The sequence below is a fragment of the Chryseobacterium binzhouense genome (assembly GCF_007474545.1).
GTDB classification, from domain to species: domain Bacteria; phylum Bacteroidota; class Bacteroidia; order Flavobacteriales; family Weeksellaceae; genus Chryseobacterium; species Chryseobacterium binzhouense.
In genome coordinates, this window is the sequence record NZ_VKOG01000004.1 from 65,102 (window position 1) to 90,591 (window position 25,490).

Sequence of the window (25,490 nt, forward strand, 5' to 3'; positions counted from 1 at the left end):
TTCGTTGCAAATTTAGTGTTTTTGTTTTAAATGATATTTTATAAATAATAATATCACTATGAATTAAAAATTATTCATCTTTTTATTGAAAATACGATATCCTAACCGCCATTCTATATAATCTGCTTTATGAAATTTAAATGATCTTAAACCGATTCCTATTAGGAAATTTTTTCCAATAGTATATTGAAAACCAACTCTTTGGTAAAAAAATGTTTTATCGTAACGTCTGTCAATTGTTTTTCTAAATATATAGAATCCCGGCTGAATCTGAATGGCAAATTTCGAAATGGAAAGTCGGTACGAAGGAAAAACATTCAGTAAAAGCTGTTCTCGCTTAAATCTTTTTGTACTTTGAATCACTCCATTTTCGTCCTGATAAAACTTATTGTTGTAATCTTCGTCATACATCAAGCCGATTCCTAATCCGAGAGAAGATTTATAAGTAACCTGTCTGTGATAAACTGTCTCCAGACCCCAGTTCTGATGATATTTTCCTTCAAATTTCCTGATCATATCTACATCAAAATCTTCAAACCCCGGATCTTTACCATAAAAAATTGAATGCCTTACACCTCCAAAAACATTCACATCCAAGGTTGAATATTTATCAAATGCAGACAGAGTATCTTTCGGGGCAAACGCTCTTTCATCAAAATGATATGTTAACGACAGTTTAGGAGAAAAAGTGTTCATTCCTTTATTGGGAAGTTTAAGAGCACCATTTGAGAAATGATTAAAGTTCAGTCCTAATCCTAAATCAAAATGCTTCCCCAGATAATATTTATAATTGGCTCCGAGATTAATGTAAATACTTACCGATGATCCAAAAGTCTGATTGTTGTATCCTTTTTTCAAATCATAAGGAGTCCAGTTGAAAGCAAAACCACCACTCGTTTCATAATTCCAGGAATGAGTCGGGGTTTCTTTAATTGTACCACCAAAAGTTCCATAAACAGCAAACGGACTTCCCATATTGTTGTTTTTAAGATAATTAAAAGCAACAATTCCTCCTCCGTAATAAGGTCTTCCGAATCTTCTGTGCCATTCTTTGCTTCCATCGGTCTGAACAGTAATTTCTGCAGAAGCTCCGACAAAATCTCTATGCTTAAGGTTTTTCAGATAATCATTAGTTCCTAAAAATTTTCCATACTGTAAACTGAATGATGCCTGAAGATTAGACTTCTGAATACTGTCCTGCGCCTTCAGACAAGCAAAAGAAGAGATAAAAACTGTAATATATAAGTAAATGGATTTCAAATAGGTAGAATATTTTTTAAGGAAAACAAAAATAAAAATTTATAATGAATAGCACTGCACCCATTTTGCTTTAATGCAAATAAAAAAAGCAACCTCTCTCGAAGTTGCTTGATTTTGTAATCTTTTCAGATTATTTTCTTAGACCAAGTTCAGCAATAATTGCTCTGTATCTTGTAATATCTTTCTTTTTAAGATAATCTAATAAGCTTTTTCTTTTACCTACCAGTTTAACCAAAGATCTTTCAGTATTGAAATCGTGACGATTTGCTTTTAAATGCTGAGATAAATGATTGATTCTGTAAGTGAATAGAGCTACCTGTCCTTCAGCGCTCCCTGTGTCTTGTGCAGATTTTCCGTGCTTTGCGAAAATTTCTGCCTTTTTTTCTGATGTTAAGTACATTCCAATATTGTTTAATGATTATTATGTAACAGCTGCAAAAGTACAACTATTTTTTGTTTTGGACAATAATTTGATAATATAGTTTGTGTTGTATTAAAAAAGTATTCTTTAAATTATGTTACTTCATTAAAAGACAGTAATTTTACACCTTCAATAGAGATGAAGAAAATTTTATTATTTGCGGCAGCTTCTGCTGTTCTTATGATCGGTATCAATTCTGTAAAAGCACAGAAACCTTCTGGTCATGACAAAACCAAAAATATCTTATACTTTGACCCTGAAGTAGATCCGGATATTGAAGAAATCAAAGAGCCTACTAATCTTGCTTTTTTTACGGCTGTTTCAGACAAAATCAGCACTTTTCGCAAAAACAAAATGCTGAGATCTGAAACCCGCATTTCATACGACAGTATAGACAGCAAAACCATTTCAGAATACTGCAAAAACAATGATGCAGATTTCGCAATTGTGCCGAAAGTAAAATATTTTAAGGTTGGTCTCGGGAAATATGTCTTTTCTAATCAGGTTGTGGTAAGCATGAAGCTGTTTGATGCTGAAGGAAATCTTATCTCTTCATCCGATTATGACACCTATCGTAAAAACATGCGACTTCTAGGCTCCGCAGAAAATTCCATTAAAATAGGAACCAATGGCGCAATGAAAAGCATACTGAAAGAACTAAGAAAAATAAAACCTTCTTCTGAAGCAGGATTTTAAATAAACCTTAAATTTAGTCCTTCATTCTCCTATTCTAAAAATTTGAATTATTTTTGCATAGCAAAAAATTCCGGTTTTGAATTCTACAGACGAACTTATCTTTAATCCCGCCGATATTGCCGAAAGACTCAGTGAACTTCCTGCTGATGAAAGGCTTTTGGCATTTTTGAAAGTTCCGAAGCAGTATAAAGCCGAAGTTTTTTCACATCTTGATCCTGACTTTCAGGAAGAAACCATCCGAAGCATAGGAAGTGACGAGGTTTCTGAAATTCTAAATGAGATGACTCCGGACGACAGAACGGCTCTTTTTGAGGATTTTCCGGACGAACTTATCAAATACTCCATCAATCATCTTAATCCTCAGGAAAGAAGAATCGCTTTAAAGCTTTTAGGCTATGATTCTGATTCTATTGCCCGTCTGATGACACCTTATTACATCCAGATCAGAAAAGAATGGACTGTAAAAAGATGTCTACAGCAGATAAAAAAAGTGGGTAAGCGGGTAGAAACCATCAATCATTTATATGTTGTAGATGAAAGAAACCGTTTAATAGATGATTTACAACTGGGAAGTCTGCTCTTGGTGGAAGAAGACACACTGGTTTCTGAACTTACTGACAATCATTTTGTAGCCATCACCACAACGACAACAAAAGAGGATGCCGTACAATATTTTGAAAAGTATGACAGAACAGCTCTTCCTATCATCACAGAAGCCGGAGTTTTGGTGGGAATTGTGACCATAGATGATATTCTTGACCAAATTGAGCAGCAGAATACCGAAGATATTCAGAAATTCGGGGGTGTTGAAGCACTTGATGATCCATATATTCAGACACATTGGTTTGAAATGATCAAAAAACGCGGACTTTGGCTGATTGTTCTTTTCTTTTTACAGCTGATTACTGCGTCCGTAATGGGATTTTATGAAAATGAAATTGAAAAAGCAGTTGTTTTAGCATTATTTATCCCCTTAATCATTTCCAGCGGCGGAAATTCGGGTTCACAGGCAGCAACGTTGATTATCCGTGCAATGGCATTACAAGAAATCACCCTGAAAGACTGGTGGACAGTAATGAAAAAAGAAATTGTCACAGGATTGGTTTTGGGAACTTTCCTTGGGGTTATCGGATTTTTACGAATCATGATATGGCACAAACTCGGTTGGTTTGATTACGGAACTTACTGGCTATTTATAGGAATCAGTGCAGGAATTTCTTTGGCAATGATTGTACTTTGGGGAACTATTTCGGGTTCTATGGTTCCGTTTATTCTTAAAAAATTCAATCTTGATCCCGCAACTTCTTCTGCTCCTTTTGTGGCTACTTTGGTAGATGTTACAGGGCTAATTATTTATTTTACGATTGCAGCAATGTTTTTAACCGGAAAACTTTTGTAATTTTAGACCAAGTCTTATAAATTATGAAAGTGATTTCTCTGGTTCCTTCTATTACAGAAGCTTTATTTGATTTGGGTTTAACTGAAAACGAAGTCATTGGACGGACAAAATTTTGCGTTCATCCTGCAGAAAAGGTTAAAAATATTGAGATTATAGGCGGTACAAAAAATCTTAATACTGATAAGATTAAAAGTCTTAAGCCTGATTTGATAATCGCCAATAAGGAAGAAAACGTTAAAGAACAGGTAGAAGAACTGATGAAAGATTTCAAAATAATTGTTAACAATACGGAAACCATTGAAGACAATTACTACCTTTTGAAAAATCTGGGACTGATTTTTAATAAAGAAGAAAAAGCGCAGATTTTCAATCTTAAAATTTATGAAATTTTCAATCAGGTTCAATTAAAATCCAAAGTAAAAGCAGCTTATCTGATTTGGAAAAACCCTTATATGACAGTCGGTTCCGACACCTTTATTCATCATGTCTTATCAGAAATTGGCTTTGAAAATGTTTTTAAAAACAAAACACGATATCCCGAAATAGAAATTGCTGATCTTAGCGAAGCCGATGTTATTATGCTTTCTTCCGAGCCATTTCCTTTTAAAGAAAAACATATTCTGGAACTAAAAGAAATTTATCCTGATAAAAAAATAATCATTGTGGACGGTGAGGCATTTTCATGGTACGGAACGCATATTGCAAAATGTGAAAATTATTTTAAAAAGCTCATTACTGAATTTAATCAAATATTTCACTAAAAAATCTGCTCATAGAATCTTAATGCCTTCACTTTCTTAAAGGTTTGCTATCTTTGCACATTAATTTTTAAACTGAAAAATAATGAACTCTTTTATTGAAGAACTGAAATGGCGTGGTCTTTTTGCCGACATGATGCCCGGAACGGACGAACAACTGGATAAGGAAATGACAACTGCCTATATCGGGTTTGATCCTACTGCAGATTCTTTGCATATCGGAAGTCTCATTCAGATAAAAATTCTTGCTCATTTTCAGCAGCACGGTCACAAACCAATTGCGTTGGTAGGTGGTGCTACAGGAATGATCGGTGATCCATCAGGGAAATCTTCGGAAAGAAATCTTCTGGATGAGGAGACACTCCTATATTACGTTGATTGCCTTAAAAATCAGCTTTCAAGGTTTTTAAATTTTGAAGGAAATGAAACGAATAAAGCCGAACTGGTCAATAATTATGACTGGATGAAAAATATATCTTTTCTTGATTTTGCTAAAAATGTGGGTAAAAACATTACGGTAAACTACATGATGGCCAAAGATTCTGTAAAGAAAAGATTTTCCGGAGAAGCAGGAGCAGACGGAATGAGCTTTACCGAGTTTACTTACCAGCTGATTCAGGGATACGATTTTTTACATTTATACCAAAATAATAATGTAAAACTTCAGATGGGAGGTTCAGATCAATGGGGAAACATTACCACAGGAACTGAACTGATCAGAAGAAAAGCGCAGGGAGAAGCATTTGCATTGACTGTTCCTTTGATCACAAAAGCAGACGGCTCAAAATTCGGAAAGTCTGAGAGCGGAGAAAATTACTGGCTTGATAAAAAGAAAACTTCTCCATACAAGTTTTACCAGTTTTGGAGAAATGCAACCGATACAGATGCTGAAAGATTTATAAAGTTTTACACCTTTTTACCAAAAGAAGAGATCGAAGCTTTAACTGAAGATCACAAAACGGCTCCTCACGAAAGAAAACTTCAGAAAAGACTGGCTGAAGAAGTTACTGTTTGGGTTCACGGCAGAGAAGAATATGAAAAAGCATTGAAGGCTTCTGAAATCCTTTTTGGGAAATCTACTGCTGAAGATTTAATGGAATTAGATGAGCAAACCTTTCTTGATGTGTTTGATGGAGTTCCTCAAAAAGAAGTAATAAAAAGTGAAGTTTTAGGAGTAAATATTGTTGATTTACTATCCGAAAAAACCGGCTTTTTGAAATCTAAAAGCGAGGCAACAAGAGAGTTGAAAGGTAATTCTATTTCTGTAAACAAAGAAAAAGTGAACGAAGTATATACTGCTAATGAAAGCGATCTTATCGACGGTAAATTTTTGCTCCTTCAAAAAGGAAAGAAAAACTATTTTATCGTAAAAGCAATCTAATTTAAGAAACATAACACACTAAAAAAACCGCCTTTTTGGCGGTTTTTTTATATAGTTGTATGTTAATATTTTTACAATTCTAAGAAACTGTGAGCCACAGCTGCACTTTTTTCTCCGGTACCGGTAACTGTAGCTGTTTTTGCTACTTCTCCGTCAACATAAATAGTAACCGTAAGTGTTGCATCAGGATGAAGAAGTGTTGCATTGGCAGAAAAATTCAATTGAGACTGGCTTGAATTTACGAAAAAGTCTCCACTCGTCCATGTAAGACCTTTAGGAGCAAATATAGTTTCCTGCTTCGTTCCTACCTGAGTAACAACTGTTTTAAAAAGCTCAATAGGAGGTGTGGGAGGAGTGGTTCCGCCCGGAACTATTTTGGCTTCAAACTGCACAAGGTGATCCTGAAACTGATCTTCGTCATCATCTTTACAAGAATTAAATACAGTAACTACAGAAAGTAATAATACTGCTAAAAATGAAAGTCTAAGTAAATTTTTTGATTTGTAAAATTTCTTCATTTCTCCAAATAGATTTTTAATGTTTCAAATATAGGTTTTTTATCAATATAAAAATAGCTTTTATGAAAAATTTCCAATAATGATTTGTAATTAATATCAAATTAATAAAAGGTTTTTGCATTAATTATTGCTGATTTATATAAAGTCGGTTTTAAAATCTTTCCTCAAATATAATTATATTTATCTTTGTTCTATGAATTTGAATTACATCGTAAGAGAACCGCAAAATATCACTTCCAATACACCAATTTTATTTATGCTTCATGGCTACGGCAGCAATGAGCAGGATCTTTTCAGTTTCAGAGAAAGTCTTCCTGAAGACTGGATCATTGTAAGTTTCAGAGCTCCGCTCTCCACAGAGTTTGAAGGATTTTCATGGTACGATATAGACTTTAACAATCCTGATAAATTCATAGATGTACAACAGGCAAATGAAGCTCTTGAGGCAGTTACGGAGCATATCATGACGATTATCAACAATTATGGGCTTACCGACAGCAAAACTCATCTTTGCGGTTTTAGTCAGGGTGGAATTTTATGTTATGCATTAGCTCTCAGATACCCTGAATTATTTAACCTTGTGGCTTGTCTCAGCTGTTATCCTGAGGAGAAGTTATTGACTGATATTGTAAGGGATAAAAAGAAACTGGAAAACTTAAGGTTTTTTATTTCTCATGGTACTGATGATGCAATTATTCCTTTGGACTGGGGCAGAAAGGCAGCCGAACTCCTTTATGATTTAAGCTGTTATTTTTCTTTCAGAGAATATATGAGTGGGCATGGAGTGAATCAGAAAAACTATATGGATCTGATGGCCTTTTTTTCTAAATAATTTTAAAACATTCTGAGAAGAATGTTTTTTTTTATTTGTAATGAATAATTCATTAATTTCATTATATGAAATTGAGGTTTATTATATCGTTATTAGTTATGGGTATTTTTATCAATGCCCAAAACAACTTCGAAATAAAAGACGCAAAAAAAGTTGTCATACCTTTTAAACTGATCAACAATCTTATTTTCATTCCTATTAATATAAATGGAGTTGAACTTACATTCTTGCTGGATACCGGTGTTGCAGAAACTACAATCTTTAGCTTAGACAATAAAGAAATGCAGCTTTCATCTATGGAAAAAGCGAGATTTTCCGGATTAGGCGGAACAAAAGTTATTGATGGGTTCAAATCTGATCATAACATTGGGAAAATAGGAAAAAACTACATTAATGACTCTCTTTTGCTTTATGTTATTCTGGATGAGGAATTCAATATTTCACCTCACGTAGGAATTCCGGTAAATGGCATAATCGGATATCATTTTTTTAAAAATCATCCTGTTTTGATTGATTATATATCAAAAAAAATTACGGTTTATAATGATGAAAATCTATTTAAGAAAAAAATAAAAAATTGTAATGAACTGGAAATTTCTATTGAAAAATATAAACCATATATTATTGCTGGTGTAGAAATGACCAATGAAAAAAAAGATTCAAAGCTTCTGATTGATCTGGGAAATAGTGACCCGATTTGGCTTTTCCCAACACTTATCAAAGATTTTGTATATAACCGTCCGAATATTGAAGACTATTTAGGACGAGGATTTAACGGAGATATTTATGGCAAACGAAGCAGAATTCATAATTTCTATCTTGGGAATTACAAATTTTCAAAACCATTAACGGCAATGCCGGATGAATTTTCAATTCAGCACATCAATCTGGTAAAAGACCGGAAAGGCTCTGTTGGTGGTGATATCATGAGCAGATTTACAGTAGCATTTGATTATAGAAAAGAAAAAATTTATCTCCGTAAAAACAGAAATTTTGATGATCCTTTTCATTTTAACATGAGTGGATTAGATTTTAAACAAGACGGAATGCAGTGGGAAAAAGATTATATTACATTGGAAACCAATAATAAAAATAAATTTGGAGAAATACAGACCTTTAATAGTAATCTTCAATACAAATTTATATTAAAACCTCTTTTTTCAATCGCCGGAGTGAGAAAAGATTCTCCCGCTTACAAAGCAGGCCTGATGAAAGATGATCAGCTTATTTCCATCAACGGAAAAAAGACCGTCGATATGACCTTACACAAAATCATCGAAATGATGAAATCCGAGGAAGGAAAAACGATCAAAATGATTATTACACGGAAAGGATTGCAGCGGGAATTCTCTTTCGTTCTAGAAGACCCAATCCCTTATCAAGAATAACATGGAAACACAAGAATCAACCTTAGACAAAATCCGGAATCGTCCCAGATTTAAAATGTTTACTCATCTCAGTAAAGAAGAATATGCTGATAATCTGAAAAAATATTTAACGGAACATAGAGATGAATTCCGAGGCAATGTCAATAAAGAAATGGCAACAATTACTGTTTCTGCAAAAGAAGACAATTATTGGAAACCCTGTCTTTCTCTGAGAACCGAAATGGATGAAGGAGTTACGGTTATAAGAGGCGTCTTCGGTCCCAGTTCTGCTGTCTGGACTTTCTTTATGTTTCTTTATTTCCTGTTTTCTATTATGTGGATGACTTTTTTTACGATGTACTATGTAGAATCTCAGATCAACAGCCATGAATTTCCTTGGGCATTGAATGCCTCATTTATGATGCTTTTACTAATTGCAGCTACCTATGCAGCAGCCAGATTTGGTCAGCATAAAGCAAAAGATGAAATGCAAAAGCTCAGAAATTTCGCAGAGGAATCTACTCTTAAGTTTGAGAAAAATAATTAATTTTCAGCAGGTTCGGATTCTTTCAGAATAGCTTCAGATGCTTTTGCAGCCTTGATCGAATCTGCTACTTTTTCCCTGTTGCTTTGTTCATTGATCATTTTTTCTACATGCGGCTGAACAATTTTTGTCATTTCTTCCACAGAAATATTATTAGCGTTCGGATCATCCAGAAGTTTTCTCCATGGCTTTCTTTTCCCCCAAGGATAGTCTCCAAAAACCAACACCGGTGTTCCTTTCGCTTTTGTAGTTGCGCCACCCGGATTCAAAATCCATGTATCAGCGTAGCTGTAAAGCCAGATCGCATCATTCATCAACAATCTTAGACAAGAGTGGGAAGCAGGATATCCCGGAAGATCATACTGATGCCATCCAATTCCGTGCGTATTGTGGATATTAAAGTTATAAGGAAGTTTCCATTCACTTTTCACAGTAGAAATTGCCAGCTTTTTTTTCCAGTTTGCAAACATGAGACCTCTATCGGTCTGTGCCGTTTTCTTGCCCATACTTGTAGGTCCCCATTTTACTAAAGTTCCGTTAGAATAAACTGCATACGCTTGAATTGGATAGGAAAAAACAACAAACTTTTTCACCTCGTTTAATACATCAAGCTGAAGAGGAAATGGCGAATATGCCATTAATGTAGTATCAATTTTTGCAGGAACGACTAATGTATCAGAATTCCACTTGCTTTTAGAATCAAGCCTGTTCAAAGCTAAAATAGCGTATCGTTCTTTTTCATTATATTTTTTACTGAAAGCTGCATATACAGAATCACGCTTTTTCTTGTCTTTGGGAATTGCCAGTGCATTATAAAAGCCATTTTCCTGAATTACCGGCGGAGAAGACTCCTGTGCCTGCTCTGTTTTTATAGAATCCGGATCAGATTCACTTTGGGCAATTGCTTCTGGTGCCGTAGTTATTTGATTGTCAGTATTATTAACTTCTTCTTTTTTACATGAAATTATAAATAATGCAAAAAGCAAAGTATAGAAGAAAGATTTAGTCAAGGTATATTTTGTCATATAAATAAAAATTCATTTTGAATCTGCGATGTAATTTGCAAATATTAGACCTAAATTACTAAGAAATACAATACCTTCAATTTTAAGCTTAAATTTATAATAATTTTTAAAACTCATGTAAAAATAAAAAAACCTCACAAATAATTGTAAGGTTCTGTGAGCGCGAAAGGATTCGAACCTTTGACCGTCTGCTTAGAAGGCAGATGCTCTATCCAGCTGAGCTACGCACCCATTTGTAATTTTGAGAAAATTATCGAAAACTGTCGGGGCGGCAGGATTCGAACCTGCGACCTCCTGGTCCCAAACCAGGCGCGATGACCGGACTACGCTACGCCCCGAATTGAGGTCATCTTGTAAACAATCAACTTGTTTTTTGTGGGTGCAAAATAACGCATTTTTTGCGACACAAACAAATAAAAACACTGATAATTTTAAAACTTTTAGAGATATAAAATTTAATCTTATTTAAAGCAATAATTATCAGCTCATTATGACGAAAAAATCCATTGGCTATTTCCTAAAAAAAGCCCCATCATATAGAATGATGCGGCTTCTTATGCATAAATGTATTTATCTTATGGATACGGGGCAATTTCTACTTCTAAACCTTCCATCTCTGAACATATATGAAGCTGACAGCCCAATCTGCTGTTGTCCTGCACATGAAAAGCTTCACCCAACATAGCATCTTCTTCTGCACCCATTTCTTGAAGACCGGGGTTATTAATGACATATACCTGACAAGAAGCACACATTGCCATTCCTCCGCATACTCCTATAGTTCCTTCTTCTGCCAATTCGTAAGAACGGATGATCTCCATTAAATTCATTGACATATCCGTAGGTGCTACAATATCATGCGTAACACCTTCCCTATCCGTAATTTTGATGTTTATATCTGACATAATTCCACAAAATTAGTCAATTTTTTTGACAACCGCTTTTTCAGCTTCTTTTCTGCTGCCGTCAAATCCGTCAACTCCGCTTACCGTTGTATATTTTAAAACGAATTTTTTTCCGGGATTCAATCTGTTGTAAACACTTTGGCACATCAATGTCGCTTCATGGAATCCGCACAGAATCAACTTCAATTTTCCAGGATAAGTATTGATGTCACCAATTGCATAGATCCCGTCAATATTGGTCTGATAATCTAAAGCATTATTCACAACGATAGCATTTTTCTCAATATTGAGTCCCCAGTTTCCAATTTCACCTAATTTTGGAGTTAGCCCGAACAGAGGGATAAAATAATCTGTTTCAATATCTTCTGCTTCCTTCCCGTCAATCTGTACCGTGATTGCTTCTACTTTTCCGTCTCCTTTGATTCCCGTTACTTCAGCCGGTGTAATAAGTTTTATTTTACCCTGATTTTTAAGATCCTGTACTTTTTCAACAGAATCCAAAGCCCCACGAAATTCATTTCTTCTGTGGATCAATGTTACCTCACTTGCTACATTGGAAAGGAAAATACTCCAGTCAAGTGCAGAATCTCCTCCACCTGCAATCACTACTTTTTTATTTCTGAATTGCTCAGGTTCTTTTACAAAATATTCTAAACCCTTCTCCTCATAGTCTGCAACATTTTCAATGGTTGGCTTTCTAGGCTCGAAAGTCCCAAGTCCTCCTGCAATAGCAATAGCTTTTGCTCTGTGAACTGTGCCTTTATTCGTTACTACTTCAAACCATTCATCATCAACTTTTGTATAAGAAACAGCTGTTTCTCCCAAAGTAAAACCTGGCTGAAACTGCTTGATCTGTTCCATTAAATTATCAATCAATTCTCCTGCATTTACAGAAGGATAACCAGGAATATCAAAAATCGGTTTTTTAGGATACAACTCTGCCAACTGACCTCCCGGCTGTGGAAGCGCATCAATAATATGGCATTTCATTTTAAGCAATCCTGCTTCAAATACAGCAAAAAGTCCCGTTGGTCCTGCTCCGATAATTAATATATCCGTAGTAATCATAATTTGACGATTATTTAATAATTTGTATTCGCAAATTTACTAATTTTAATGCGAAGCATATTTAGGATTGCCTAAATAAAAAACTGAGATTTATCAAAGACACAAAAACATGTCCGGAAAATTGGCAATGTTTTTGTAAAATGTAGATTATGAAGAAAATACTCATTATTGTAACCACTATTATATCATTTTTAGGCTACTCCCAACTTACCAATATTTCAGACGGCGAATCTTTAAGTTTAAGAATTCATTATGGTTTTCTCAACGCAGGCTACGCTAATCTTACCACTAAAAAAGTTAATTATAACGGCTCACCTCATCTTTATGTAAAAGGTACCGGACAAACAACCGGAGCCGTGAGAGCTTTTTTCAAAGTAGAAGATTTATATGAAAGTTACATTAATATTGCCACAGAACTCCCAAGTTTCTATGTGAGAAATGTACGGGAAGGCAGTTACACACAACATTTGCAGACGGTGTTTAACCATAATAACAACACACTGATATTAACGGATAAGAAAACTCCTGCTAATGGTTCAAAAACCATAAAATCCGTAAAGGGAGTTCAGGATATGCTATCGTGTTTCTATTATCTGAGAAGCAAAACACCTGCTGAACTTAAGATTGGAACTGTCATCAACATGAATGTATGGATTGACGACGAAATGTTTCCATTTCAGCTGAAAGTTACCGGAACTGAAAACCTGAAAACAAAATTCGGAACTATTAATTGTCTGAAAATAATCCCGTCAGTAAAAAGCGGCAGAGTTTTCAAAGAAAAAGAAGGTGTTACTATGTGGGTGAGTAACGATTATAATCACATCCCGATTCTTTTGAAGGCAGAACTTGCTGTTGGATCTTTAAAGGCGAGTATTGATGAGTTTAAGAATGTAAAATATCCTTTGAAATTTACAAAATAACATGGCATAAGATTAATACTTCTGAATAAAGACTAAATTATCTAAGTATAATATAAAACAAAATGCTGTTTCATAGTTTAAGAAACAGCATTTTAAATTATCTAAAATTTGCTTATAGCCGAAGAGTTAGTATCACCTGTATTGATTACAGAGCTTAAAGCTCTGTAATTATACTAAGGCATTTTTCAGTCATTTGTGAATACTTGAAAACTATTTAGTTTTAATACCTATTACAGAGTGGGATGTTCTGCAATAGAAAAGTGGTAATTAATTTGTGTTTATAGAACCGTATCTGATTTCGAAAATATCTCTACAGAGTTTTTGGCTCTGTAGAGAAGATTTAATTTTTTTTCGCATTTGTGTTTTAAACTACCACCAAAAAATTTTTCTTTCTTTTTTAATTTGATTAAATAACCAGATTAAAAATTTGTGTTTTTATTAAACCCATCATTGATTTCGTATGATCAATTTTGATGTTGTAAAATTACCAACATCAGCAAGTCTGGGCAAAAAAAAACAATAGATAGAATTCGATACGGTTGTAGATATTTATCTACAAAGAATAAAACACAAAATTGAAATTCATTAAACTACTGAAAATCAGTACTATTAAATAAAACTAATGAGTTGATTTGAGCAGCTCTATGAGTTCAACAATATTATCAATTTCCAGTTTTTCAAAAATTCTTTTTTTGATAGTACTTATTGTGTTTTGTTTTACATCAAGAATATTGGCTATTTCCAGATTTCCTAATCCTTTTGCATACATTTCAGCGATTTGAAACTCTCTTTGTGTAAGTCTTTGCAAAGGATTTACAGCACCTGGATTGTTTATTGACTCCAACAATACCGTTTGTGTAACTGATGACAAATACTTTCCTTCTTTATATATTTTTAAAACAGCATTTTTAGTTTCTTCCTCTTCACTCATTTTACTCAGGAAGCCGTTGGCTCCTGCATTAATATATCTTAGGGAATGTGACTGTTCATCAAGTCCTGAAAAAACCAGAATTTTGGTTTTTGGGCTTAGCTTTTTTATTTCAGGAATAATACTTAAACTGTTTCCGTCCGGAAAAACAGCATCTATAATAACAATATCAATCTCTTCATTTTCGATTGTGTTCAAAACCTGCTTGAGATTTGATGCATGAAAAATATTTCCCTCCCATCCTATATCTTCAATGACAAATTCCATCCCCTGTCTTATAAGGCTATGATCGTCTGCTAATAAAAAATTGATATGATTATTTTCTGAATACATGATTTTCAAGTTAATGTTTGACCTCTAAATTAATACTGAAAGAAACTGTAGTGCCTTGGTTTTGCTCACTTTCAACTGAAATACTTCCATTGTAGAGTTCTACGAGTTCCTTGCAAAGACTCAATCCTAAACCTGCTCCCAGATTTTCAACTTCCGTAGATAAAACGCCCTGATAATAAGGTTCAAAAATATTTTTCAAATCAGTCTGAGAAATCCCTACTCCAGTATCACTTATCTTTGCGGTAAGAACTACTGTGTGATCATCCAAAAATTCTGATTTTGTATTAACTGTGATTTTTCCGTTTTCAGTAAACTTATTGGCATTCCCCAATATATTCATAAAAATCTGATTAATCTTGGTATTATCTGAAAACACCTCAATATTTTTATCAATTTCCTGATTAACAACAAATTGATTATTTCTCGTTTCAATGTACGGCTCCATCGAATTCATAATAGACGAAATCTCCTGATTGAGATTAAAAACTACAGGAATGATTTTATTTTCAACCTGCTGGTTTTTGGTATATTCCAAAATCTGATTTGCCTGCATAAGCAGTGTATTGTTTGTAAAACTAATAGATTTCAGATATTCTTTAATGCTTTCATCATTTGTTTTCTTATTGATTCTGTTGATAAAAAGCCCGATAATTTTCAATGGTGATCTCAGTTCATGGCTCAGCATACCCAAAATTCTGTTTTTAAAATTAAGGTTCTCTTTGATCTGAAGATTTGCGGCACTTAATCTTTGCTCGTAAACAAATGCAATTCTTGTAAGAAGCATGATAAGAACAGATACAATAAACATGAGTATCATTGCTCCGAAAATGAGATTGGTCCTGATTTTATTGTTTTTTGAATTTTGTTTCTCGTATTCTTTTTCAAGATCAGTTTTTGAACTTTTTATTGCCTGCTCATACATACTCATCAATCCTGTACTGTAGACAAATAGATTATTAAATACCTTATAAAATTTATCGTTATTATTTCTGGAATTATTTACTCTTACTTTTATCTTTTTATCTTCTACTAAATAATGATTGTTAACGACTTTCAAAATACTGTCAAAATCCGCCTTAATGCTTCTTGAAGTAGGCATTACTCCTTGTTTTACAGTGACGACAACACTGTCTTTTTCTCTTTCACCTTTACCTGAAATTGCATCTCCCAAACGTCCGAAAAGCCCTTTCTTCCGGATTGTATCTTTAAAAACCTTTGTATCTAGTACAAAATCAAACTTGTCAAAATCATAATTTAAAGAATATTTTCTAAAAGGAGGAAGGTCAGAATTGTTTATTCTAAAATCAGGCTGAGCAGAATATTGATAAGTTGAATCTATAAGCTGCTTCAGTTCACTTACATTTGAAGATGAGTTTGGGGCAGGTTTTGAAATTTCTTTTATTTTCGGAAATTTATTTTCGTAATTATTGATGACATCTAAATTTTTATCTAAAGTATTAAGAGATTTGAAATAGGAATCAAGATAAGCTTCATCTTTAGTCTCCATATATTTCTGAAGATATTCCTGTGCTGTGAGCAATTCGTTTTTTGAATTATCTGTGAGATTTTCAAGAGAATGAATCTCCTCCAACTGCTTTTTTATAAAAGATAAGTTTTTACTTTTGATAAATTCATTGTAAAAAAATGCGGCAATAATAAGCTGGATCAGCAAGATACATACAATAAGGGAATAATGAACGATTTTTCTGTACCGGAATCCAAATGATTGCGATGAATTATCTTTTTTATTCATATTGACAGGTAGTTGAAAGTTTCTGTATGGTACTTATAGGTGTAAAATTAAACATAATATTAAAAAAATCATCCTGTTTTGATATAAAAGTTATATAAAAATAATTAATCCCTATCTAACCAAATGGTTATATTTCATAATATTTCACACAAAAATTACTAGAAAGCGATAATGCAATAACTTTTACTATCATATACCTAAAAAACCGTAATCTGTTTTTAAAGTATTAAAAACACTAAGAACCAACAATTTAAAACTGACCATAGCTTAAAAAACTATATTTTAAGTTGTGAAGCATAATTATCAAGTGACGTTTAACATCAAATCCTTAAATTTGCAACATCTAATAAAAAATAATGGAAAGTAAAAAAGAATTCTTTTTGGAGTGCTACAAACTCGGCATTATCAAATTCGGAAGATTTACGCTGAAAAGCGGCATCGAAAGTCCTTTTTATGTAGATCTAAGACCACTTGCTTCAGATCCTAAAATTTTAAAAAATCTTGCCAATTATCTTTTGGATATGCTTCCATTAGATAATTTTGATCTGATCTGCGGTGTTCCTTATGCAGCACTTCCGATGGCAACTGCAATGTCTCTGGAAAGCTATATTCCATTAATTATTAAAAGAAAAGAAGCAAAGGAATACGGTACCAAAAAAATGATAGAGGGTATTTATCAAAAAGGACAAAACTGTCTTTTGGTAGAAGACGTTATCACTTCCGGAAAATCTTTGATAGAAACCATCGCTGAAATTGAGCAGGAAGATATAAAAGTAGCCGATATTGTTGTCGTTCTTGACAGAGAACAGGGCGGTAAGCAATTGCTGGAAAGCAGAGGTTACAGAGTTCACACTTTATTCAACATTTCTGAAGTTTGTAGTATTTTACAGGAAAACGGTGATCTTTGTGATGATGAGGTACAGAGAATTAACGATTTTCTTAAGGGAAATCATATTCAGTTCGAAGAAAAAACCAGACTCTCTTATCAGCAGAAATTTGAACTTGCACAACATTCCGTTTCAAAAAAATTATTAGAAACTGCTTTGGCAAAAGAATCAAATCTTATTGCTTCTGCCGATGTAACGACAACTCAGGAACTTCTTGAGCTCGCAGACAAAGTAGGACCTCATATTATTGCTCTAAAAACGCATATTGATATCATCTCCGATTTTGATTATCAGAATACGATTCTTCCTTTAAAAGAAATTGCTTCAAGGCATAAATTCCTATTGATGGAAGACCGAAAATTTGCTGACATTGGAAATACACAGGAACTGCAGTTTACCAGCGGAGTTTTCAGGATCACCGACTGGGCAGATTTTGTTACATCTCAGGTAATTGGCGGTTTTGAATCTTTAGACTGCTTCAAAAATGTTGGTGTAGTTGCTATTATCGGAATGTCTTCCAAAGGAACTTTAACTTCAAATAACTACCGCGAAGAGGCACTGAAAGTTGCACTTTCTCATCCTAATGTGATTGGCGGAGTTTCACAAAATCCAGTTCCTGAAGATATTTTGCTGTTTACTCCCGGAGTAAACCTTGCAGATTCGGGTGACGGAAAAGGACAACAGTACAATACTCCTGAACACGTTTTTAAAACACTGCACACCGATTTCATTATCGTAGGAAGAGGAATCTACAAATCTGACAATCCTGAAACAGCCGCAGCGACATACAAAAATGCAGGCTGGAATGCTTATCTGAACTCTTTGTAATAAGAAAACAGTCTATATTATATCCTGAAAGTGGTCTTTATTCTCAAAGTCATTTTCAGGATTTTTTGTATCTGAATATTTAAAATTTTAACAATAATCCTGAATAAAAAGGTATTTGATTTGATATAAAATACGCTATATTTGAAGCTTTATCAAAACATTGAAAAAATTTTTCCTAAGTAGTATTTTATTTTTGTGGGTTGTGCAGGTGGATGCTCAAAAAGACAGCATTTCTATTGATGCGCAACTATCGTCAGACAAAAAAACCTTCGAAATAAGCCAGCAGATCGTTTATCATAATCATTCTGATAAAGATCTCAACAGTATAAAACTGCTCAACTGGACGGCAGCTTACAACAAACGCGGAACATCTCTGGTATACAGAAAACTTGAAGACAGGAACTACAGTCTTCATTTCGCAAAAAAACAGGAGCTGGGAAAAGTCTTAAATCTAGAAATCAACAGTACAGACAACAACCCTGTTCTTATGAATAAGACATCAGAAGAAAATCTTTTTCTGGCACTGAACCAGCCTCTGCATCCCGGAGAAAAAATCAAGCTAAACCTACATTACATAATACAGCTTCCCGACAAAAAATTTACCGGATACGGAACTTCTGCACAGGACATTGCTTTAAAATATTTCTTCATAGTACCGGATCATTTTGATGCTGAGAATAATACCCGAAGAAATTACCACGATATAGAAGAATCGGTAAATTTTAATACTTATTGGAAGGTAAAATTTAGAAATAATGGCAACTTTTTTATCGAAAGTAATCTCTCTGAGAACGAACCCAATTCATTTCAGGGATACCTTGATTCTGATCCGGAGTTTCTTCTGACTAAGAATGAATTTCCGTCCATTAAAATTAGCACAAATGATATAAAAACCGAAATACAGTTTGGCTATCCTCTTAGTCCTCAGGAAATTGAAAATCTTGAATTTTATCTTCCGCTACAACTAAAATTTATTAAAGAAAGAGTGGGGATTATTCCGGAAAAACTGTTCATTTCAGATAAATTCAGAGCAAAAGAAGATTTCTTCGGAAATAACGATATCAAATTTTGGAAATTCAGGTTTAAACTTTTTTCAGATGCAGAAAATGCAGATCTGGATTATTTTGGGATCATCAGCAAAAAAATTCTTGACGAAAACATCATCACATCCAAACAGGAAAATCACTGGTTCAAGAATGGTTTAAAGTCTTATCTTGAAATTCAGTATCTTAAAAAATTTTACAGCGAGGCAAAACTTCTGGGGAAACTTCCGGAAACAAAAATTTTGGGAGTAAAACCGCTAAAATTATTTCATGCCTCGAGAGTAAAACTTTTAGACAGATACGGGTTGGCTTACCAATACATTCTTTCGCAAAACCTTGATCAGAAAATTGACGAACCTTTTACTGTATTGAGTAACTTTAATGATATGGCGATCAGCAGCTTTGAAACAGGAACCCTTTTCAGCTATACTGCCGATAAAATGGGAGAAGAAAAATTCAATACGCTTGTCAAAAATTATATTGCAGAAAACACCGACAGACAGATAAATCCTGACGACTTCCTGGATCAGCTGGCAAAAGAAGAAACTTCTTCCGAATACCTCAAAAGTTTCATAGACAGAAAGCATCGGGTAAATTTCAGACTGAAAAATTTCAGAATTGAAAATGATTCCCTGAATATTAAAATTGTTAAAAACACAGACGAAAATATTCCTGTAAAGCTGGAAACCCAGACCAAAGAAGGCATCAGAACTCCCTATTGGATTGAAACAGAAAAAAATGAACGCCTGAAAACAGTACAGCTTCCCGCCGAAGATGTTTATAAAATCACTTTAAACAATGATTACATTTTCCCGGAAGCCAATTACCGTGATAATTTCCTTTACACAAAAGGACTTTTTTCCAATGCAAAAAAAATTAAATTTAAGCTGATTAAGGATATTCCGAATCCTGAATTTAATGAAATTTATCTCAACCCGAGAATCCGTTTTACCAACACTTATGATAAGTTTCTCATCGGGATGAATTTTAAAAACCAATCACTTTTTGATCAGAAATTTTTATATTCCATTACGCCGTCATACAGTACCGGGACAGGAAAACTTACAGGTTCGGGCGCGGTCTCCTACTCTTTTCTTCCTGCTGAAAGCGTGATACAGAGACTGACTTTTGGGGTTTCAGGATCATATTTCCACTATGATTTTGATTTAGCTTATCAGAAGAATTCTTTGTATTCCAATATCAGCTTCAGAAAAAATCCGAGAAGCACTGTAAGTCGCGGATTAGGAATCTCTTATACCTATTTTCAACGTGATCTAAGTCCGAAAATGATTGCAGAAAATGACTACGGCAAATATAACTTATGGACGATTGGTTACGGATACACTGATAATCAGATGATTCATGAGAAAAGTTTCAGCATCAGTACGCAGGGAATGGAAGACTACAACAAAATTACCGCAGAAGGCTTTTACCGATGGGAATTTGCTCCCAGACAAAAGCTCAGCCTGAGACTTTTTGCAGGTTATTTTGCAAGAAACGAAACCAGAAACAATACTTTTAATTATGGAATTTCGAGAGTCTCAGATTACTCATTCTCCTATAATCTATTAGGACAAAGCGCAACAGAAGGAATTTTATCACAACAGTTTATATTGGCGGAAGGCGGTTTCAAATCTTTTATCCCGGGAAGTGTAAACCAGTGGATTACGACATTCAATGTAGACTCCAGTGTATGGAAAATTTTTCACGTTTATGCCGATGCGGGTTTATACAAAAATAAAAATCAGCCGACCCAATTTATTTGGGACAGTGGGTTAAAAGTACGTGTTATTCCTGATTTTCTTGAAGTATTTTTACCGGTACAGTCTTCTTTGGGATTTGAACCTGCATTTAAGGATTACGGAAGAAGAATACGCTACACATTAATCCTGAATCTGAGTACAATTATTAATGCTGCAAGAAGAGGTTGGTATTAAAAAAAAAACAGCTACAAAATTATAACTGTTTTTTTTTATGATCTTTATTTTTTTATAAACTTTTGTGTAGAAATACCATCTTTGGTTTCAATATTAATTAAATATGTTCCAGCCGGAAGACTTCTTACATCCACCTGAGTATCATTTAATTTTACGTCAACTTTTCTTCCTGTCATATCAACTACAGATACTGCATTGATTTTTGAATCTGTTTTGATGTTTAGGATGTCTGAAGTTGGGTTTGGAGAGATTGATACCTTATTTTCAGAAACAGTTTTCGTCCGCAAATCCAAAGATAATCTCATAGGCTTGTCAAATGACGAATTCTTTGAAAAACTTTCCTTAGAAGAACCCGCTCTACACCATTCAATTTTAGCTAAAAAATTACCCTTGATATCTGTATCCGGAGTAAGTAATATATAAGAACCTGCTTTCATTTCAATATTCTGATTTACACTTACTGAATAATTTGTAGTTGTAATTGAATTGGATGCCCTGTAAATAAAAGTATTATTAATTTCCGGTGACGTAAGTAATATATCTTGAATGCAATCACCCACTATACTTTTGAACTGAACTAATTGGGGAAGATTTTTTCCAGCAACTCTTCCGTTCAGATGCAGATTATAAATATCAATATTTGCATTATTGAAATTATTTGGATTAATAATTCTAGCCAAATACTGATTACTATAATAAAATGGCATATATATATTACCGTATTTATTTCGCTGCATATCCATAGGACCATCAGAAGACGAGGAATAATTTATTGGTAAAGCATAATAATTGACAGAACTTGGAGAAATATTTACCATATCAATACCATGCACAATTGAGCTACCATTCGATCCCACATAAAGAATTGAACCATTATTATTAAATTCTGCACAGGATCCAGAACCTGGATTTGTAGTTATGTCTAAAACAAAATCAGTTGTTATTTTTCCTGTGCTATTATTAAATGATAATACTTTACCACTTGCCCAATCATTAGCATTTACACCTCCCCAATATACAACATATAGATAATTTGAAAAATTACTACTCACATTTACCTGAGGAGAAATTTTAAGATATGAAGAGTGATTAACAGGGGAGTAATTTGGAATGTTAGCAGGTATATCACTTACAACTGGAGAGTTTATCAGACCCTGGTTATTTACGAGATAGCTATAAAGCTTCGCTTTATTTGGAATAACTACCCAAAATGATTTATTATCAGAATGCTTAACTACATTTACATTAGCTGCTGCAAAAGGCAATTCATTTGCTCCGGCAAGAGGTACTGAATTATTATTTGGCAATACATCCCCTAAAGGTAAATTATTATTTCCAACACTACCTAAAGACATATCCACAATTGTGTAGGTACTTATTCCATTTGAAGTATTGCCATTATTGTAATAAACAGGAACAGGAGTAAAAATATAGTATAAATTGGGGTTTCCCGGATGTTTTAAAATTGCTAATTGATTGGCTTGAGACCAAGTACCAAATGCATTTAAATTCCCATTTGGCATAATCTGATGTTGTCTGTTCCAAATATTTTTGCCATCAGTGTAAAAAAGCAGATTACCATAACTGTCACTTATAGATCCAACTGGCTGATGATGTGTAGACATTTGGCTGTCCGTTAACGGAGTTCCTAATCCTGAAAAACTAACTGCGGCTTTATCTCCAAAATACCAATGATCATTCTCCCCTTGTGAATATCCCAAAAAAGATAAACATATACTTATTATTAAAAAAAACTTTTTCATAATAGATTATTAGAATATTAATAATTATTTACTTAGTTTTTTCTCCAAAGCTTCAATTCTCTTCTGTTGTTCAATAGTATATAGCGTAAGCTCTTCTATTTTCTTGAGAAGTAAAATATTCATTTCTTTTAACTCCACACCGTTTTTAATGGCTTCGTCAGTCGTAGGAACTTCTGGAAGATGACCATTTGTACTGATGAATTTATCTAGCTCTTTTAACGGCATTAGTTTATACTCTTTTTTAAATACATAATCTGCCCAACCATTATTGGCTGCGATATCTACTTTTACTTTTTCTGTACGGATGCCATCTTTTACGAAAAGTTTATATTGATTACAATCTGAACAGCTTGGAATAATATTTGACCCAATTATAGTAAAACCATCATTGTTTTCTTGTATAAAAACGTTATCAAAATCACTATCTACTCTAAAGCGGCTTTGGAAATCATCATATATTGTAAAACCATGAGTTTGATCAACTGAATTAAATTCTATTATCCCCATAAAAGAGAATTGTGAACTTGAATTAACAACCCCACTATTATCACCAAAAATAATTTTCCCATCATTTTTCATTCTCAATCTTTCTTGATTATTAGTTCTAAAAATCAAATCTTGATTACCTATAGTTCCTAAGAAATTAATATTAGGATTAGTTCCTGAATTCCCGGTTAAAGACCATTGAGCATTTAAAAATAAACCGCTTAAAGCAGTTAACATAATTAATGTTTTTTTCATAATAGTTTAATTTTTATATGTGGATATTATTATACTGTGTTAAAATATAAATAATTCTTAAATTCAGCAAAAAACAGCTATCAATTGATAGCTGTTTATATTAATTTTAATTAATTCGATTAGTCTTTCAAAATCTTTTGAGAAACAGGTTGATTATTAACCGTTCCGGTAACGATATAATTACCTTTTGCCAATTCAGCAACATTTAAAGTTTCATTAGCTTTTACAGAAGAAGTTTTTACTAACTGACCTGATAGAGTATAGACTTTAATATCTTTTACTTCTGTGCCAAATACAATTTCATCATTTTTAACAAAAGTATTCTGTACAAATTTATACTTGTGCATTGCATTCTGTAAGTCATTTACCGCCAAAGTCCCCGATGCTTGAGGCGTCGGCAATGTTATGGTAAAATCAACATTATTATTGTTGGTATCGCCATTGGTTCTGGTAATTGAATTTAAAATTGTTGGTGATGGTGCTGCTCCTGCTCCTTCATACTGATTGGCAAGACCATAGCCTACAAAATCTAAAACATTCGCAGCCGTAGGACCGGTAACCTGCGTTGCATTGCTGGCCAAAGCAACTTTTCCTGAAGTAAGTGCAAGACCGACACCCACTCCCACAGCCGGTGAGCCATCAAAGTTTAAAAGAACACTTACGACAAGATTGGGATTAATTAAATTTATCAATCCTCCTAGTCCGTCAGATCCCTGCTGAATAAGGTAAGTTTGCCCGGGAGCAAGAGTAATATTCGGTAAATTATTATACTGGGTAAAAGCTCCTGTTGAAGATGCATACTGTATCGTTGCACCATTTAGAGAAGCTGTGGAATTACCTATATTCTTCAGTTCTATGAAATCATTGGTAATTGCAGCTCCTAAAAGACCGCCTCCGGTATAGATTTCATTAATGACAATCTGAGCATTAGAAAATGCTGATATCGAAACAAGCCCGATAAAAGTAAATACTTTTTTCATAATATTTCATTTTGGTAATTGTCATAAAAAGTCCAAAAACAATACCAAATACACAACATATATCATTTTTTTTTGAATAATAAATACCACATCTCTTTAGATAGAAATAAAAAAACCACTTCATAAGAAGTGGTTGATTTTTGATATTTTAGCAAAAATTAGTCCTTCAGGATTTTCTGAGAAACAGGTTGATTATTAACCGTTCCGGTAACGATATAATTACCTTTTGCCAATTCAGCAACATTTAAAGTCTCATTAGCTTTTACCGAAGAAGTTTTTACTAATTGTCCGGATAAAGTATAAACTTTTACATCTTTTACTTCAGAACCGAAAGAGATTTCATCGTTTTTAATAAAAGTATTTTTTACAAAGCTAGATTTAGTTTTATTAAAATCTGAAACAGCTAAACTTCCTGAAGCAGGAGCTACTTGTCCGAAATTAGTTCCAACTCTCATTTCATCAATTTGAAAATTACCAGTTGAACTACCTTGTCTTATGCAGATATAATCCACTTGAGTTGGAGATGCAGTTGTTCCAGTACTATTAACTGCAGAAGCAGTTGATGGCTCATTAGAACCAGGCGTAGGATTTAAAAATAAAGATGCCGTATTTGTTGCAATATCATATTTAACAACTAAAAAAACAGGAGTATTAATTGGATAATCTGTAGCAGAATATGTTGGGGCAGCAGTACCACCGCTATTGTTTAAAATTCCGAAATTTACTGTATCAGCTGCTACACCTTTTTTAACATATACCCTTGCCTGAAATAATGATAATTGAGGATTAGTACCAGTAGAATATGTTCCAAAATGTAAGAAGTAATCTCCAGTTGCTGTATTAGCAGTAGTCCCTGTGGTATTTTGTGCTGACACAATAGCTGAATAATAAACTATTCCACTAGTCTGTGCTGTAAAACCTTTATTTACATCTTCTGTATTAGAAGAAGAGATAGCAATACTGTTTCCTGTCGACGCAGCTAAACCTGTAAAATTCAAACTTCCCGTAACTGATGCAATTTGACCGGGTGTTGTACCACTATGTGTAGCCCATCCATTTTGACCAGCCAAACTTCCTGTATTATTGAATGGCTCATACATTAATTGGGCATTCATCATCAACATAGATGAAACTCCCAAAATTGTAAAGATTTTTTTCATAACTTAAATTTTAATATTAATAATTTATGGGGCAAAATTACTG

The 25,490-nt window shown here is 33.7% G+C and carries 22 protein-coding genes and 2 tRNA genes; 10 read left to right on the plus strand and 14 right to left on the minus strand.

All coding sequences use genetic code 11. The features are described from left to right. Positions 1–63: 63 nt before the first annotated feature. Positions 64–1,260: an acyloxyacyl hydrolase gene (locus FNE73_RS11105; RefSeq protein WP_143884684.1), complete on the minus strand. Its 1,197-nt coding sequence runs from the start codon at positions 1,258–1,260 to the stop codon at positions 64–66. A 130-nt stretch (positions 1,261–1,390) separates the two neighbouring features. After that, positions 1,391–1,660, minus strand: coding sequence for a 30S ribosomal protein S15 (gene rpsO / locus FNE73_RS11110; protein WP_089745669.1), 270 nt, complete (start codon positions 1,658–1,660; stop codon positions 1,391–1,393). A 159-nt stretch (positions 1,661–1,819) separates the two neighbouring features. Here rpsO and FNE73_RS11115 point away from each other — a divergent pair, with 159 nt between their 5' ends. The 4 genes from FNE73_RS11115 to tyrS all read left to right on the plus strand — a co-directional run bounded on the left by FNE73_RS11115 (position 1,820) and on the right by tyrS (position 5,915). Then, a complete protein-coding gene (locus FNE73_RS11115) occupies positions 1,820–2,377 on the plus strand; it encodes a pyruvate decarboxylase (RefSeq protein ID WP_143884685.1) in 558 nt (185 codons plus the stop codon). A 76-nt stretch (positions 2,378–2,453) separates the two neighbouring features. Next, on the plus strand, positions 2,454–3,776 hold the full coding sequence (mgtE, locus tag FNE73_RS11120) for a magnesium transporter (protein WP_143884686.1): 1,323 nt from the start codon (positions 2,454–2,456) through the stop codon (positions 3,774–3,776). Between the two features lie 23 nt (positions 3,777–3,799). Beyond that, positions 3,800–4,537 carry an ABC transporter substrate-binding protein gene (locus tag FNE73_RS11125; protein ID WP_143884687.1) on the plus strand — a complete coding sequence of 246 codons (738 nt, stop codon included), beginning with the start codon at positions 3,800–3,802 and terminating at the stop codon, positions 4,535–4,537. Between the two features lie 82 nt (positions 4,538–4,619). Then, entirely contained in the window at positions 4,620–5,915 is a 1,296-nt protein-coding gene (gene tyrS / locus FNE73_RS11130; RefSeq protein WP_143884688.1) for a tyrosine--tRNA ligase, read from the plus strand. Positions 5,916–5,986: 71 nt separating this feature from the next. Here the strand turns inward: tyrS and FNE73_RS11135 are convergent, their stop codons facing one another. Next, positions 5,987–6,433, minus strand: a complete 447-nt coding sequence (locus FNE73_RS11135; protein ID WP_143884689.1) for a hypothetical protein — start codon at positions 6,431–6,433, stop codon at positions 5,987–5,989. A 193-nt stretch (positions 6,434–6,626) separates the two neighbouring features. On the opposite strand from FNE73_RS11135, the gene FNE73_RS11140 reads away from it, so the two are divergent. From FNE73_RS11140 to FNE73_RS11150, 3 genes are all read left to right on the plus strand, one after another. Next, on the plus strand, positions 6,627–7,265 hold the full coding sequence (locus FNE73_RS11140) for an alpha/beta hydrolase (RefSeq protein ID WP_143884690.1): 639 nt from the start codon (positions 6,627–6,629) through the stop codon (positions 7,263–7,265). A 65-nt stretch (positions 7,266–7,330) separates the two neighbouring features. Further along, complete coding sequence (locus tag FNE73_RS11145; protein ID WP_143884691.1) at positions 7,331–8,653, plus strand: PDZ domain-containing protein; 1,323 nt, start codon at positions 7,331–7,333, stop codon at positions 8,651–8,653. Between the two features lies 1 nt (position 8,654). After that, on the plus strand, positions 8,655–9,179 hold the full coding sequence (locus FNE73_RS11150) for an MARVEL domain-containing protein (RefSeq protein ID WP_143884692.1): 525 nt from the start codon (positions 8,655–8,657) through the stop codon (positions 9,177–9,179). Here the strand turns inward: FNE73_RS11150 and FNE73_RS11155 are convergent. From FNE73_RS11155 to FNE73_RS11175, 5 genes are all read right to left on the minus strand, one after another. Then, entirely contained in the window at positions 9,176–10,201 is a 1,026-nt protein-coding gene (locus FNE73_RS11155) for a L,D-transpeptidase (RefSeq protein WP_143884693.1), read from the minus strand. The two genes, FNE73_RS11150 and FNE73_RS11155, sit on opposite strands and share 4 nt — an antisense overlap. Before the next feature lie 157 nt (positions 10,202–10,358). Continuing rightward, a tRNA-Arg gene (locus tag FNE73_RS11160) sits at positions 10,359–10,432 on the minus strand. 32 nt (positions 10,433–10,464) lie between these two features. After that, positions 10,465–10,539: transfer RNA gene (locus tag FNE73_RS11165), tRNA-Pro, on the minus strand. 237 nt (positions 10,540–10,776) lie between these two features. Further along, positions 10,777–11,106, minus strand: coding sequence for a 2Fe-2S iron-sulfur cluster-binding family protein (locus tag FNE73_RS11170; RefSeq protein WP_143884694.1), 330 nt, complete (start codon positions 11,104–11,106; stop codon positions 10,777–10,779). 12 nt (positions 11,107–11,118) lie between these two features. Beyond that, positions 11,119–12,174 (minus strand): NAD(P)/FAD-dependent oxidoreductase, encoded by a 1,056-nt coding sequence (locus FNE73_RS11175; RefSeq protein WP_143884695.1) that lies wholly within the window; start codon positions 12,172–12,174, stop codon positions 11,119–11,121. A 149-nt stretch (positions 12,175–12,323) separates the two neighbouring features. Here FNE73_RS11175 and FNE73_RS11180 point away from each other — a divergent pair, with 149 nt between their 5' ends. Then, on the plus strand, positions 12,324–13,094 hold the full coding sequence (locus FNE73_RS11180; protein WP_143884696.1) for a DUF3108 domain-containing protein: 771 nt from the start codon (positions 12,324–12,326) through the stop codon (positions 13,092–13,094). Between the two features lie 619 nt (positions 13,095–13,713). Here the strand turns inward: FNE73_RS11180 and FNE73_RS11185 are convergent. Together FNE73_RS11185 and FNE73_RS11190 are read right to left on the minus strand one after the other, a co-directional pair. Beyond that, positions 13,714–14,355: a response regulator gene (locus FNE73_RS11185; RefSeq protein WP_185147337.1), complete on the minus strand. Its 642-nt coding sequence runs from the start codon at positions 14,353–14,355 to the stop codon at positions 13,714–13,716. 10 nt (positions 14,356–14,365) lie between these two features. Further along, a complete protein-coding gene (locus FNE73_RS11190; RefSeq protein ID WP_143884698.1) occupies positions 14,366–16,108 on the minus strand; it encodes a sensor histidine kinase in 1,743 nt (580 codons plus the stop codon). Between the two features lie 356 nt (positions 16,109–16,464). Here FNE73_RS11190 and pyrF point away from each other — a divergent pair, with 356 nt between their 5' ends. Continuing rightward, a complete protein-coding gene (pyrF, locus tag FNE73_RS11195; RefSeq protein ID WP_143884699.1) occupies positions 16,465–17,823 on the plus strand; it encodes an orotidine-5'-phosphate decarboxylase in 1,359 nt (452 codons plus the stop codon). Between the two features lie 160 nt (positions 17,824–17,983). Continuing rightward, the gene (locus FNE73_RS11200) at positions 17,984–20,803 is read left to right on the plus strand and encodes a gluzincin family metallopeptidase (protein ID WP_228430052.1); all 2,820 of its coding nucleotides are present in this window, start codon (positions 17,984–17,986) and stop codon (positions 20,801–20,803) included. 44 nt (positions 20,804–20,847) lie between these two features. Here the strand turns inward: FNE73_RS11200 and FNE73_RS11205 are convergent, their stop codons facing one another. From FNE73_RS11205 to FNE73_RS16915, 4 genes are all read right to left on the minus strand, one after another. Beyond that, complete coding sequence (locus FNE73_RS11205; RefSeq protein WP_143884700.1) at positions 20,848–22,566, minus strand: T9SS type A sorting domain-containing protein; 1,719 nt, start codon at positions 22,564–22,566, stop codon at positions 20,848–20,850. Between the two features lie 24 nt (positions 22,567–22,590). Further along, on the minus strand, positions 22,591–23,307 hold the full coding sequence (locus FNE73_RS11210; RefSeq protein ID WP_143884701.1) for a hypothetical protein: 717 nt from the start codon (positions 23,305–23,307) through the stop codon (positions 22,591–22,593). Positions 23,308–23,426: 119 nt separating this feature from the next. Beyond that, entirely contained in the window at positions 23,427–24,287 is an 861-nt protein-coding gene (locus FNE73_RS11215) for a lamin tail domain-containing protein (RefSeq protein WP_143884702.1), read from the minus strand. A 158-nt stretch (positions 24,288–24,445) separates the two neighbouring features. After that, positions 24,446–25,447: a T9SS type A sorting domain-containing protein gene (locus FNE73_RS16915; RefSeq protein WP_228430055.1), complete on the minus strand. Its 1,002-nt coding sequence runs from the start codon at positions 25,445–25,447 to the stop codon at positions 24,446–24,448. Between the last annotated feature and the right edge of the window lie 43 nt (positions 25,448–25,490).

Excerpts from the sequence above, each read along its gene's own strand:
- rpsO (WP_089745669.1), bottom strand. The coding sequence starts at position 1,660 with ATGTACTTAACATCAGAAAAAAAGGCAGAAATTTTCGCAAAGCACGGA.
- FNE73_RS11115 (WP_143884685.1), top strand. The coding sequence starts at position 1,820 with ATGAAGAAAATTTTATTATTTGCGGCAGCTTCTGCTGTTCTTATGATC.
- FNE73_RS11125 (WP_143884687.1), top strand. The coding sequence starts at position 3,800 with ATGAAAGTGATTTCTCTGGTTCCTTCTATTACAGAAGCTTTATTTGAT.
- tyrS (WP_143884688.1), top strand. The coding sequence starts at position 4,620 with ATGAACTCTTTTATTGAAGAACTGAAATGGCGTGGTCTTTTTGCCGAC.
- FNE73_RS11135 (WP_143884689.1), bottom strand. The coding sequence starts at position 6,433 with ATGAAGAAATTTTACAAATCAAAAAATTTACTTAGACTTTCATTTTTA.
- FNE73_RS11140 (WP_143884690.1), top strand. The coding sequence starts at position 6,627 with ATGAATTTGAATTACATCGTAAGAGAACCGCAAAATATCACTTCCAAT.
- FNE73_RS11145 (WP_143884691.1), top strand. The coding sequence starts at position 7,331 with ATGAAATTGAGGTTTATTATATCGTTATTAGTTATGGGTATTTTTATC.
- FNE73_RS11150 (WP_143884692.1), top strand. The coding sequence starts at position 8,655 with ATGGAAACACAAGAATCAACCTTAGACAAAATCCGGAATCGTCCCAGA.
- FNE73_RS11155 (WP_143884693.1), bottom strand. The coding sequence starts at position 10,201 with ATGACAAAATATACCTTGACTAAATCTTTCTTCTATACTTTGCTTTTT.
- FNE73_RS11170 (WP_143884694.1), bottom strand. The coding sequence starts at position 11,106 with ATGTCAGATATAAACATCAAAATTACGGATAGGGAAGGTGTTACGCAT.
- FNE73_RS11175 (WP_143884695.1), bottom strand. The coding sequence starts at position 12,174 with ATGATTACTACGGATATATTAATTATCGGAGCAGGACCAACGGGACTT.
- FNE73_RS11180 (WP_143884696.1), top strand. The coding sequence starts at position 12,324 with ATGAAGAAAATACTCATTATTGTAACCACTATTATATCATTTTTAGGC.
- FNE73_RS11185 (WP_185147337.1), bottom strand. The coding sequence starts at position 14,355 with ATGTATTCAGAAAATAATCATATCAATTTTTTATTAGCAGACGATCAT.
- FNE73_RS11190 (WP_143884698.1), bottom strand. The coding sequence starts at position 16,108 with ATGAATAAAAAAGATAATTCATCGCAATCATTTGGATTCCGGTACAGA.
- pyrF (WP_143884699.1), top strand. The coding sequence starts at position 16,465 with ATGGAAAGTAAAAAAGAATTCTTTTTGGAGTGCTACAAACTCGGCATT.
- FNE73_RS11205 (WP_143884700.1), bottom strand. The coding sequence starts at position 22,566 with ATGAAAAAGTTTTTTTTAATAATAAGTATATGTTTATCTTTTTTGGGA.
- FNE73_RS11210 (WP_143884701.1), bottom strand. The coding sequence starts at position 23,307 with ATGAAAAAAACATTAATTATGTTAACTGCTTTAAGCGGTTTATTTTTA.
- FNE73_RS11215 (WP_143884702.1), bottom strand. The coding sequence starts at position 24,287 with ATGAAAAAAGTATTTACTTTTATCGGGCTTGTTTCGATATCAGCATTT.
- FNE73_RS16915 (WP_228430055.1), bottom strand. The coding sequence starts at position 25,447 with ATGAAAAAAATCTTTACAATTTTGGGAGTTTCATCTATGTTGATGATG.